This is a genomic window from Kocuria sp. cx-455, assembly GCF_057707085.1.
Window position 1 is genome coordinate 58,431 of record NZ_JBYIPM010000004.1, and the last position, 11,757, is coordinate 70,187.

Annotated in this window: 11 protein-coding genes; 6 read left to right on the forward strand and 5 right to left on the reverse strand. The window is 64.1% G+C overall.

The features are described from left to right. Positions 1-30 precede the first annotated feature (30 nt). From rpsF to AC3ENJ_RS07295, 5 genes are all read right to left on the reverse strand, one after another. A complete protein-coding gene (rpsF, locus tag AC3ENJ_RS07275) occupies positions 31-336 on the reverse strand; it encodes a 30S ribosomal protein S6 (RefSeq protein ID WP_095797186.1) in 306 nt (101 codons plus the stop codon). 127 nt (positions 337-463) lie between these two features. After that, positions 464-862 carry a TM2 domain-containing protein gene (locus AC3ENJ_RS07280; protein ID WP_190806444.1) on the reverse strand — a complete coding sequence of 133 codons (399 nt, stop codon included), beginning with the start codon at positions 860-862 and terminating at the stop codon, positions 464-466. Between the two features lie 28 nt (positions 863-890). Then, complete coding sequence (locus AC3ENJ_RS07285; protein WP_190806445.1) at positions 891-2,024, reverse strand: hypothetical protein; 1,134 nt, start codon at positions 2,022-2,024, stop codon at positions 891-893. A 62-nt stretch (positions 2,025-2,086) separates the two neighbouring features. Continuing rightward, positions 2,087-3,349: a glycosyltransferase 87 family protein gene (locus AC3ENJ_RS07290; RefSeq protein ID WP_190781074.1), complete on the reverse strand. Its 1,263-nt coding sequence runs from the start codon at positions 3,347-3,349 to the stop codon at positions 2,087-2,089. Between the two features lie 186 nt (positions 3,350-3,535). After that, on the reverse strand, positions 3,536-4,960 hold the full coding sequence (locus tag AC3ENJ_RS07295) for a CCA tRNA nucleotidyltransferase (RefSeq protein WP_431813565.1): 1,425 nt from the start codon (positions 4,958-4,960) through the stop codon (positions 3,536-3,538). Between the two features lie 93 nt (positions 4,961-5,053). Here AC3ENJ_RS07295 and AC3ENJ_RS07300 point away from each other — a divergent pair, with 93 nt between their 5' ends. The 6 genes from AC3ENJ_RS07300 to AC3ENJ_RS07325 all read left to right on the forward strand — a co-directional run bounded on the left by AC3ENJ_RS07300 (position 5,054) and on the right by AC3ENJ_RS07325 (position 11,708). Next, positions 5,054-5,554, forward strand: a complete 501-nt coding sequence (locus AC3ENJ_RS07300) for an NUDIX hydrolase (protein ID WP_190781072.1) — start codon at positions 5,054-5,056, stop codon at positions 5,552-5,554. A gap of 64 nt (positions 5,555-5,618) precedes the next feature. After that, the gene (gene murJ / locus AC3ENJ_RS07305) at positions 5,619-7,271 is read left to right on the forward strand and encodes a murein biosynthesis integral membrane protein MurJ (RefSeq protein ID WP_431813566.1); all 1,653 of its coding nucleotides are present in this window, start codon (positions 5,619-5,621) and stop codon (positions 7,269-7,271) included. Positions 7,272-7,337: 66 nt separating this feature from the next. Then, on the forward strand, positions 7,338-8,906 hold the full coding sequence (locus AC3ENJ_RS07310; protein WP_431813567.1) for a hypothetical protein: 1,569 nt from the start codon (positions 7,338-7,340) through the stop codon (positions 8,904-8,906). 88 nt (positions 8,907-8,994) lie between these two features. Beyond that, entirely contained in the window at positions 8,995-10,020 is a 1,026-nt protein-coding gene (trxB, locus tag AC3ENJ_RS07315) for a thioredoxin-disulfide reductase (RefSeq protein WP_320414941.1), read from the forward strand. 90 nt (positions 10,021-10,110) lie between these two features. Further along, positions 10,111-10,446: a thioredoxin gene (gene trxA, locus AC3ENJ_RS07320; protein WP_190781069.1), complete on the forward strand. Its 336-nt coding sequence runs from the start codon at positions 10,111-10,113 to the stop codon at positions 10,444-10,446. A gap of 56 nt (positions 10,447-10,502) precedes the next feature. Continuing rightward, on the forward strand, positions 10,503-11,708 hold the full coding sequence (locus AC3ENJ_RS07325) for a peptidoglycan-binding protein (protein ID WP_308495760.1): 1,206 nt from the start codon (positions 10,503-10,505) through the stop codon (positions 11,706-11,708). Positions 11,709-11,757 lie beyond the last annotated feature (49 nt).

Here is an 11,757-nt window from a genome sequence, read left to right on the forward strand (position 1 = left end):
TGTGCAGCCCTGGTGGACCGCACAGTCAACTCACTTGGCTTCGATCTTCTGTTCTTCAGGACGGATGATCTTGGTGCGCATCACGGCTTCGTTCAGGCCCAGGACACGGTCCAGTTCCTGAGCGGTGTGCGGCTCAGCGGTGAAGTTCACAACGGCGTAGATGCCTTCGGCCTTCTTCTGGATCTCGTAGGCCAAGCGACGACGGCCCCAGATGTCGACGTTGTCGACGGTGCCGTTCTCCTTGGTGACGACCTCGAGGAACTTCTTGAGGGTCGGCTCAACGGCGCGCTCCTCGACCTCGGGGTTGAGGATCACCATCAATTCGTATTCACGCATGTAAAGAACCCACCTCCTTCGGGCTAAGCGGCTGCGGTCCTTCCGCAGCAGGAGGTTCTGTGCGTTTGTCGGTACCGATCGCGTATCGAACGGCACACAGACTTACCGAGTTTACTACAACTGCGGCTCAGTAGCCATTGACGCGGCGGGCCAGCCGCGCATTGAGCTGGGCGACCCGCAGCGGGATGAGGAACAGGTCAATGATCATGAGCAGTCCCCAGAAGCCCAGGATGAACCACCCGATGATGATCGGGGTGGTGAACCATCCAAGCGCCCACAGCAGGATGTAAAAGATCCCCTGGAAAGGCTGCTGCAGATAGAACTTGTGCACGCCCAACCACCCCAGGAAGAACCACAGCACATAGGACAACAGTGCGGACTTGCCGCCCACCACGTTGACCACGGCCGGGCCCTGGAGGGGTTGACCCCACTGGGACTGCCCGGGGTGGTGCTGAAAACCACCGGCGCGGGCGCCGTCGCGCGGGGACAGCGGTTGAGGTGTGTAGTATTCCGGCTCTTGGGCCACGATGACTCCCTCTTCGACTGATTCAAGTTTACGAGTCGTCGAACGCACGCTCGGTATCGGTCAGCGCTCGGCGCAATTGCACGTCCGTGGTGATGTCGTTGCCGGTGGAGCGAGCGGTGACGTCCAGACCGAATTCCACGCGCTCGGTCTTGGCGCGTCCGTCGTCGCGGTACGTCACCTTGGCCACGGCCGGGCGGTAGCGCTGCGCATGGAACTCCAGCGGATCCGTGTCATCGGGTTGCAGAACCAGGGCCGGCCGGGCTTCCAGCTCCCATTCCACATTGGTCACCCCGTCCGGCAGGGCGTCGGGTTGCGCGCTTTCCGAGTCCGACGCCGCTCCCTCCGCCCATGCGCTGGGCGCCGGGCACTTTTCGAGGTCCAGGCGAAGCCCACCTTCGCAGTCACCGAACACCGCGGTGATCTCGCGGTCCACGGTCTCCCACATGCGCGGGGAGGGCCCGAATGTGAGTGCCATGGACACGGGCCGCGGATCCCCAATGTCTATACCTCCAGCGGCATTCTTGCGGGCCGCCAGGTACGAGTCCTCTGGGAAACCCACGTCGTAACTACCGGGGAGGCCTGCGAACTGCCACGTGCGGGCGGGCCCGTCGTCCGTGGCGCGCAACGCGGCGGCGGTTGGCCGTACCGACTGGCCGTTCACGGACAGGGCATCCACCTTCGCGGGCAGCTTCACCTCGACCGTTTGGTCGTCCAGGTCGTTGAGCCGCCACGTGTCGTTGAGGAAACCGGACGTGACCAGCTTGTCCACCGTGTAGGTCAGGCGGTGGGTCAGTCCGTCACCGGTGCGAACATTCACCTCGACGTCAGCCTGGGTTCCGTGCTGGGAGACCGACACGATCTCATGGGCCACCGGACGGTCGTGCGAATTGTGGTACACGGAGTTGGGCAGGATCTGCACGGTGGGATCACTGCTGGTAATGCTCAGCGGGGCCAAGACCTGCCGCGCACTGCCCCGCTCCAATTGCTCGAGGTAGTTCTCGACAGCGTACTGGGGTTCGCGTGCGACCAGGAAGAAGTTGATCACGGTGCTCCACAACACAACCACCACGACCACTCCCGCCAAGATCAACAACAAGGGCTTGCTCAGCGATCGCAACGAGGGCGGTTGCCAACGGGCCACTGCAGACTTGGTGTTCTCCATGATCCTTGTCCGAGAAGCAGGAGTGGGTGGGTTCAGCTCATGGTCTCGTGAGCGGGGCCGCATCATTTTAGAGCGGACACCCCGAGTGCCATCGCCTTGCGGCCGCGGAACATGTCGATCACCACGGCCACCACGAAGTAGATCAGGAACAAGTAGCGGATGACCGCCAGAATGTCCTGGGGCGCCCACCCGAATTGCTCGACCCACGGCAGGGTGGGCCAGGCGGCGGCGGGGAGCACCACCGTGGCCCAGTAGAGCACCTCGACCACTTGCCACAGACCGAATTCGATCCAGTTACGGCGGCACAGGATCACCAAGGGCACCAACCACAGCACGTAGTTGAGCGAGTAGTCCTTGGCCAGCAGCACCCACAGGGCCAGCAGCAAGAACATCACCTGCACCACGGACGGTTCGCGGCGGCTCAGCAGAGAGACCAGCAGCACGAACACCAGGCCCAGCACCATGGTCAGGAGCACGTACTGGCCCACGCTGCCGCCGTCCAGGGCCAGCCCGGTGCGCGGTTCAATGTTGGTGTTCCACACATTCCAGAACGAGGACTGCTCCGTGGTGGAACCCACAATGTTGTCGAACTGTGCCCGCCATTGATCCCACGCCGTGAGCATGTATGTGCCGTTGATCAGAATCCACGCGATGGCGGCGCAAATGAACGCGCTGATGAAGTCCTTGATGAACCGGTGGCGCGCGGCCATGATGAGGATGGCCAGCAGGACCACCACGGGGAAGAACGCCACGGACGCACCGAAGCCCACCATGAATCCCGCGAGCGCCGGGTTGCCGCGCACGTAGCCCAGCAGGGCGAGCATCATGAAGAGCACGGCCCACAGGTCCCAGGTCTGGAAGCCCACGAGCACCACCACGGGTGACAGGGCCATGACCAGCGCATCCGATGTGCGTGAACCACTCAGCGAGGACACCACGGCCACAATGGCCAGCCAGACCAGGGCCAGCAGTACGAGCGAGAGGTCCAGGTAGATGCCCTGGTCCACGTCGATGCCCAGCAGGGAGGAGAGGTTGGAGGCGAACCACCCGATGATCGTGGTGATCATGCCCACCAGGACCGGCTGATCCCCGGTCGGCCCGCCGGTGAAGAAGCCGCTGGCCACGTCCGTGGAGCGAACACCCAGATCGCCGGTGCCGATCACCGTGGCACACAGTTCGGGGACGTCCTCCGCGAGGTTCCAGTCGGGCACCCGGCACGGCACACGCAACAGATACGCCATCATGACCGTGTAGAGGCCCAGACCGAGCAGCAGCAGGCCGGAGTTTTTGCCGCCGCCGCGCTTCTTGGCGCCTTCCATGCTCATGCACGTACTCCTCCGGTGGACACAGGGACGGCATCAGTCTTCCATGGCCCCGCCCCGTTCGCCGCTCGTGGCGCGATCCACTCCCACAATTTACGACGCCGCTCGCGCACGGGTCCGGGACCGGTGCGGGCCCGCAGACTTCACGTCACCCACCGTGCGCGTGCGCCCGCCCGGTGGGCCGCGCCGTCAGGCCGTGCCGATGCCTTTGGAGCGGGCCCACTCGATGAGCCGTTCGCGCGCCACATCCTCACCCACTGCGCCTTGGTCCAAGCGCATCTCGAGCAGGAACTTGTATGCCCTGCCCACCTCGGGACCGGGGCCGATCCCCAGGGTGTCCATGATCTGCTGGCCGTCCAGCTCCGGACGCACGGCCTCGAGCTGTTCTTGTTCGCGCAGCTCGGCAATGCGCCGTTCGAGGTCGTCGTAAGCGGTGGCCAGGCGCGCGGATTTGCGTTTGTTGCGGGTGGTCACGTCCGAGCGCGTGAGGCGATGCAATCGCTCCAGCTGGTCACCGGCATCGCGGACGTAGCGGCGCACTGCTGAGTCCGTCCAGCCCGCATCCCCATATCCGTAGAAACGCATATGCAGCTCGACCAGGCGGGTAACCTTCTTAATGGTGTCGTTGTCGAAGCGCAGCGCCTTCATTCGTTTGCGGGTCAGCTTGGCACCGACCACTTCGTGATGTCGGAAGCTCACGGCGCCGTTCAGTTCGAAGCGGCGGGTGGCCGGCTTACCCACGTCATGCATGAGCGCGGCGAAACGCAGGGCGAAGTCCGGAGCCGGGACCGGGCCGTGCGCATCGGTTTCTTTCTCCGCCGCCTGCTCCATCACCGTCAAGGAATGCTGGTAGACGTCTTTGTGGTGGTGGGCTTCATCGGTTTCCAACTTGAGCGCGGGCACCTCGGGGAGCACGATCTCCGCAAGACCGGTATCCGTCATGAGTTCTATGCCTCGGCGGGGATATGAACCGCACACCAGCTTGACCAGTTCTTCGCGCACGCGTTCGGCGGAGACGATCTCAATGCGCTGCGCCATGGCCGTCATGGCCTCCCGGACGGGCTCGGCCACGTTCAACCCCAACTGTGAACTGAAGCGCGCCGCCCGCATCATGCGCAGGGGGTCGTCCGTGAAGGAGTCCTCGGGGGTGCCCGGGGTGCGCAGCACACCGGCATGCAGGTCCTTGATGCCGCCGAACGGATCCACGAGGTCGAGGTCCGGCAGCCGCAGGGCCATGGCGTTGACGGTGAAATCGCGGCGTCGTAAATCTTCGGTGAGGTCTTCACCGAAGGCGACCACCGGCTTACGTGAATCGGGATCGTAGGCCTCTGCGCGATACGTGGTGACCTCGAGCTGCAGACCCGCCTTGCGCATCCCGATGGTTCCGAAGTCCCGACCGATCTCCCAGTGCGCGTCCGCCCAGTTCTTGATGACCGCGAGGGTCTGCTCCGGGGTGGCGTTGGTGGTGAAATCCAGGTCCAGGGCGTCCCGGTTCAGGAAGAGATCACGCACGGGCCCGCCCACCAGGGACAACTCGTATCCGGCGTCGGCAAAGAGCCGCCCCAGTTCTAAGGAAACGGGGTGGAGAGAGGAGGTATCGAACAGCTGCGTCATGATGGCCGTAATTGTCTCATTTCTTCCGCCCCTGCCTGGCCTGCGGATTCCCGGGTCAGGGAGTGTTCGGGGAATGTGGCTAAGGTAGGAGTCATGGCTTTTCCCGTCCCTAGCGCGCCCAAGAGGCGACCGAACCAACCGGTCTCCGCGCTGCCCACGGTGGAAGAAGTCTCGGCCGGCGGCATTGTGGTGAACCTTCAGGAACCCACTCATCCGGTGGCCATCATTGCTCGCATCAATCGCGGTGGCCGCCTGGAATGGTGCCTGCCCAAGGGCCACCCCGAAGGTAATGAGACCAATCAGGAAGCTGCTGTCCGTGAGATCGAGGAAGAAACCGGCATCATGGGCCGCGTCCTCTCCCCCCTGGGCAGTATCGACTACTGGTTCACGGTTTCCGGGCACCGAGTTCACAAGACCGTTCATCACTTCTTGTTGGAAGCCACCGGCGGTTTCCTGACCACGGAGAACGATCCCGACCACGAGGCCGTTGACGTCGCCTGGTCCGGGATCGACGATCTTGACCGCAAGCTGTCCTTCCCCAACGAGCGGCGCATTGCTGACATCGCTCGGGAGTACATCATTCATCAGTTGTAATCGCGCCCGCGGATCGGTTCCGCGGTGCCTGCCGTTGCAATCCCCGTGCAGGAAGGCCTGTTTCATGGAGAGATCCGGCGCGCGTTCCAGCGCCATCATGGCGTCCGGAACCCTGGTCTCCCGGGTTCTCGGTTTCGCCAAGGCCTTGCTGATCACGGTGGCCATCGGCTCGCTGACCACCATGGCGGACGTCTTCGAACTCGCCAACAACCTGCCCAACCTGATCTACGTACTGATCGCCGGCGGCGTGTTCAATGCCGTGCTGGTTCCGCAGATCATCAAGGCCTCCAAGAACCCGGATGCGGGCGCGGACTACATTTCCCGACTGATCACCCTGGCCGTGCTCGCACTGCTCGGTGTCACGGCGGTGGTGCTCGCGTGTGCGATCCCGATCATCCGCATCATGGGCCCCGGGTGGTCCGAGGGCCAGCTGGCCATGGCCATGACATTCGCCCTGCTCACCTTCCCCCAAATTTTCTTCTACGGCCTCTACACCGTGGTGGGTCAGGTGCTCAACGCCAAGGGTGCCTTCGGTGCGTACATGTGGGCGCCGGTGTTGAACAACATCATTGCAATTGCCGGCCTGTTGGTGTTCATTTACCAGTTCGGTCCGTTCGCGCGCACACACCACACCCTGGAGAATTGGACCGCGGCCCAGACGTTCTGGCTCGTGGGAATGTCCACGGTGGGCGTGATCGCTCAGGCGCTCATTCTCTTCTGGCCGCTCAAGCGCCTGGGCCTGGGGCTGCGCCCCAAGTTCGGCTGGCGCGGCATTGGTCTGTCCACCGCCGCCAAGCTGGGCGGGTGGACGCTGGCCACCGGCATCATTGCCAACCTCGCGTTCCTGGCCCTGACCCGTACCGCCGCGATCCCCACCGGCGCCCGTGACGTGGGCCCGCCCGGCGGGGTCCCGGAACAGATCGCCGGTGTCACCGCGCTCAACCAGGCCTCTCTGCTCTACTCACTGCCCCACGGGGTGATCGGCCTGTCCATCGCCACGGTCCTGTTCAACCGCATGGCCGCCGCCGCGGACGCCAAGGACCGCGACAGCCTGGTCTCCTCGTTGTCCTCCAGCATGCGCATCACGAGCGTGGCCACGGTCTTCTGCATGGTCGCGCTCATCGTGTACGCGGGCCCGCTCGGCATGATGTTCTCCGGCGGCATCGCCCCGGCCGGCGCGGTGATCGGCCAGGTCATCACCGTCATTGCGATCGGCGCGCCGTTCATGTCCACCGCATTCATGCTCGGGCGCGCCTTCTACGCGCAGGAGGACGCCCGCACGCCGTTCGTGGTCCAGCTGCTCGTCTCGATCTTCACGGTTGTATCCGCGATCGGCATCGCCCGTGCCCTGCCGCCCGAATACATGGTCTTTGCCGTGGCCGGTTGCTACGCCGCGCAGAACATCCTGGCCACACTGCTCTATCACTTCGCGCTCAGGCGCCGCATCGGCGATTACGACGTCGCTCGTATCCTGGGTGCCCACGCGCGGATCCTGGCGGCCTCGCTGGTAGCGGGCGCGGGCGGCGTCGTCGCGTTGTGGCTGATGGGCGGTTACGACACCGCTGGATTCCCGTGGCAGAACCAGATCACCGCGTTGCTCTCCGTCCTGGTAGGCGGTGTGGCCATGGGCCTGGTGTATTTGCTGGCCATGAAGCTCTTCCGGGTCGAGGAGTTCGGTTCGCTGATCGGCCCGTTGAAGGCCCGCTTGGGCCGGTAGACTGCGCAACAGTTTGTCATCGCGCCCGCGAACCGCTCCGGGCGCCGTAACTCGAGGGAGTTCGCTGTGTCCCAGCCCATTGCGCTCGGAACTGTCCTGGGTGGCCGCTACCAGGTCACCGCGTCCCTGCTGACCAGCGCCGACGGCGATCACGTGTTGCAGGGCGAGGACCAGATCCTACGGCGCAGGGTGTCCATCCTGGTGCCCGGTGACCACCACGAGCAGCTCATGGTGTCCAACGCGCGTTCCCTGGCCTCGGGCTCGGGCAGCGACCGGTTCCAGATCCTGGACCTCGGACAGGCCCATGACACCACCTATCTGGTGACCTCCTACGCTCCCGCCGCGGACCTGCTGGACACCCTGCTCGTGGCGGAGAACGAGTTGGAGGACGAGTCCCTCTCGGACGACATCTTTGGCGACTCCCGCTCCGCTCCGGCATCCCCGTACGTTTACGAAGAACCCGACCCCACGCAGCCCCACGAAGCGGTGCCCAGCGCGGGCGCCCCGTACGATGACGATGCCGACACGGACGAGGGCGCGGCGCCCGGGAACAAACCCGCCGTGACCCGGTGGAGCGACGACGAGTACGAGGCATACGAGAACGCCCCCGCCGCTCCCTCCGTGCGGAACAAACTGGGTCGGGCCCGGAAAGTGGATCCCCAGTCCACCCGGTCGACACTCTTCGATCGCGCCGCCTCCGGTGGCAATGCGGCCGCGGTGGGGGCATCGGCCGCCGCTGCCGGGAAAATCGATCCCACCTACGACGGCGACAACCGCTATGAGAGCTTCGAGGCCACCGAGGGGAGCCCGGAACGTCTGGCCGGCTATCCGGTCGGCGAGCCCGAGACCCCGGCCCAGAGCCACTCGGGTGCCGGTGCCGCGGGCACGGCGGGAGCGGCGAGCGCAGTCGCCGGTGGTTCCGATGGCGGTTCCGGTACCGGTCATGGCTCCGATCCCTCCCACGATCCCGGGACACGACGCAAGAAGCGCAACGGTCCACTGCGTGCCCTGCTGTTACTCCTGCTGATGCTGGCCCTGCTGGCCGCCGTGGTCCTCGGCTTTCGCGCGCTGGGTTCGTTGACATCGCAGCCCGATGACGGCCGTGACCCCGCTCCGCAGGGTGGGCAAACGGCGTCGGCGCCCCAGGAAACCGATGCCGACGGCTCGGCGGCACCCACCGAACCCCGCGCGCAAGCGGTGACCCGCGTGACCTCGGATCCCAACTTCATGGCTGCCACGGACGCCACCCTGAGCCAGGCCATTGACGGCAACCCCGCCACATACTGGCTCAGCTACGGCTTCTCGAACGCCAACTTCGGCAATCTCACCGACTACGTGGGACTGGCCGTGGAACTCGAGGAACCGGCGCCGGTGTCCGAGGTCACCATCGACCAGGCCGGCGGCACCGGCGGCAACTTCACCGTGTACGTCTCGGATTCCCCGTCCATGGACGGCGCGCAGCAGGTGGGCACGGGTTCGTTCACCGGTCCGCAAATCACTGTGCCGCTCAGCCAGGCGGCACAGGAGGGCGAGCACGAGTACGTGCTCATCATGTGGGAACAGCTGCCGCAGCTCACCAACCCCATTGGCGGGTACCAGTACGGTTTGCGGATCGGGGAAGTTGCCGTTCGGTAACGATCCGGAATATTCACGCCGTACCGGCACGTTCTTCCAGTAGTTTCCCGCCGCGAACGCGGCCATCCCCAGAAAGGTTTTCAAACACGTGAGCAATGATCTCGGCCCCTCCTTCGCGAACGCCGTGAACTTGAACCTGACGCCCGTCCAGGCGCAGGAGACCGCCCCCGGAACCTCAGACGACGCCGTCCACGACGTGGTCATCGTCGGTTCCGGACCCGCCGGTTACACCGCCGCTATTTACGCCGCTCGAGCGGACCTCAAACCCATTGTGATTGCGGGCTCCGTCACCGCCGGTGGCGAACTCATGAACACCACGGACGTCGAGAACTACCCGGGTTTCATCGAGGGCATCATGGGGCCGGACTTGATGACCAACATGCAGCAGCAGGCCGAGCGCTTCGGTGCGGACATCCGCTTCGAGGACGTCACCTCCTTGGAGTTGGACGGCGAGATCAAAACCGTGACCGTGGAGGACGGCACCGTGCTGCGCACCCGCAGTGTGATCATGTCCACCGGTTCCGCCTACCGGAAGTTGGGCCTGCCCAATGAGGAGCGACTGTCCGGTCACGGTGTGTCGTGGTGCGCCACGTGTGACGGGTTCTTCTTCAAGGAACAGAACATCGCCGTGGTGGGTGGCGGCGACTCCGCGATCGAGGAGGCAACCTTCCTGACCAAGTTCGCGTCCAAGGTGACCCTGATCCACCGTCGAGATGCGTTCCGCGCCTCGGAAATCATGCAGCAGCGAGCATTCGATGACCCCAAAATCGAAATCCTGTGGAACAAGCAGGTCACGGACATCCATGGCGAGTCCAAGGTGGAGTCCCTGACCCTGGAGGACACCGTGACCGGGGAAACCTCGCAGCTGGACATCACCGGATTGTTCGTGGCCATCGGCTCCGATCCCCGCGTTGACCTGGTGAAGGATCAGCTGGAGCTCACGGTGGACGGCACCATTGCCGTGGACGGCCGTTCCTCCACAACCTCCATCCCCGGTGTGTTCGCCGCGGGTGACGTGCTCGACGCCACCTACCGCCAGGCCATCACCGCGGCAGGCTCGGGATGTGTTGCTGCCATTGATGTGGAGCACTATCTGGCGGCGCTGGACAGCTGATCACAGGTGTCTGCGTCATAATCAATCTCAACCACTGGTGAGTACTCCGGCCCGTCCGGGTGTTCACCCGCTTGAAAGGAACAATTCGACATGAGTGCAGCCAAAGACGTCACCGACGCCAACTTCCAGGCCGAGGTGCTGGAGAACTCCAAGCCGACCATCGTGGACTTCTGGGCCGAGTGGTGCGGACCCTGCCGGCAGTTGGGCCCGGTGTTGGACGCCATTGCCGCCGAGCACGCGGACAACATTGACGTTGTGAAGGTCAATGTTGACGACAACCCCGCCATTGCCTCCAAGTACGGCATCACCTCCATTCCGGCGGTGTACTTGTTTGCCAACGGTGAGGTGGCCAAAACCTCGATCGGTGCCAAGCCCAAGTCCGCCCTGGAAAAGGAATTTGCGGACTACCTGACCCCGTCGGCCTGAGCGCACGGCACACCGCCAACGCGTTTCACGTTTCATAACCGTCAGGGGGAAGACCAGTGACATCCGAGCCACATGCGGCCAATCTTCGCTTGGGAGTGACCGACAGGCGCGTGGTGGGGCTCCGCGAACGTCTCATCCGCGCCGGCAAGGGCGCCACTGGTCTGTCCCCGGACACCGTGAACGACCCGTCATACTTCGACGAGACGCTTGACGGCGCTCTGCGGATTTTCCAACAGAACAAGGGTTTAATCGTGGACGGTGTGCTCGGCCCCGAAACCGAGACTGCGCTGACACAAGCTCAGTACACCCTGGGTGATCGCCCGCTGTATTACGACGCCGAGCACCCCCTGCGTGGCGAGGACGTAGAACTCATCCAAGCCAACCTGTCCCGGTTGGGTTTCTATTACGGTCATCTCAACGGCACGTTTTGCCGCAAGACCCATTACGCCGTGGTGGAGCTGCAGCAGAATCTGGGCCTGGAACCCAACGGTGTGGTGGATCTTGACACAATTGCGGCGCTTGCCCGCATCAACAAGAACATCACGTCATCCAAGGCCTACTCACTGCGCGATTACCACCGTTTGGAACAGGCCACCAATGCCCTGAAGCAGCGTGTAGTGATCCTGTTGCCCTGGGCCGCTTCCGGGCAGGTCGTCTCCCCTACGGCACCCGATGAGTTCACCGCGGACCAGGAGCGTATTACCACCGACGTGGCCCTCCGCACGTATGAGCTGCTGAACAACGTGGGCGCGTCACCGGTGGTGCTCGGCAACGGCGACTACACAACCCGGTCCGGCGAGCCGGTGCGCATGGTGGAGTCCAAGGCAGCGGCCACCGAGGGACACCCCGATGCACTCGTACTGACACTTCATTGTGACTGGAATGCCTCGGCTGCTGCCAATGGGGTGGCCACTTACTACTGGGGTAACCAGGACGGCGCTGAGACCTACTCTCCGATAGGCGAGACCGCCGCGCGATACATACTCAAGGAACTGATCTCCCGTACCGGGGCACAGGATCTCGGCTGCCACGCGCGCCAATGGGAGCTCCTGCGCTACTCGAACGCCCCCACCGTGTGGATCGACCTGGGGTACCTCTCTAGCGTGGCCGAACGAACACTTCTCGAGGATCCGGAACATCGGGAGCGCCTGGCGGAGTCCATTCTGTGCGCACTACAGCGCATGTATGTCCGGTCCGCCGATAACGTAGCGACCGGCACCATGAGCTTGTCGGACATCCAGGACTACTACAACACGAACTGACACGGGCATCCGGAAATGAAGGTGGCCCCGATGTTTCACGTGAAACATC

Bases quoted from the DNA above. Each gene is read 5' to 3' on its own strand.
- AC3ENJ_RS07295 (WP_431813565.1), bottom strand. From the start codon at position 4,960: ATGACGCAGCTGTTCGATACCTCCTCTCTCCACCCCGTTTCCTTAGAA.
- murJ (WP_431813566.1), top strand. From the start codon at position 5,619: ATGGAGAGATCCGGCGCGCGTTCCAGCGCCATCATGGCGTCCGGAACC.
- AC3ENJ_RS07285 (WP_190806445.1), bottom strand. From the start codon at position 2,024: ATGGAGAACACCAAGTCTGCAGTGGCCCGTTGGCAACCGCCCTCGTTG.
- AC3ENJ_RS07300 (WP_190781072.1), top strand. From the start codon at position 5,054: ATGGCTTTTCCCGTCCCTAGCGCGCCCAAGAGGCGACCGAACCAACCG.
- rpsF (WP_095797186.1), bottom strand. From the start codon at position 336: ATGCGTGAATACGAATTGATGGTGATCCTCAACCCCGAGGTCGAGGAG.
- trxA (WP_190781069.1), top strand. From the start codon at position 10,111: ATGAGTGCAGCCAAAGACGTCACCGACGCCAACTTCCAGGCCGAGGTG.
- AC3ENJ_RS07290 (WP_190781074.1), bottom strand. From the start codon at position 3,349: ATGAGCATGGAAGGCGCCAAGAAGCGCGGCGGCGGCAAAAACTCCGGC.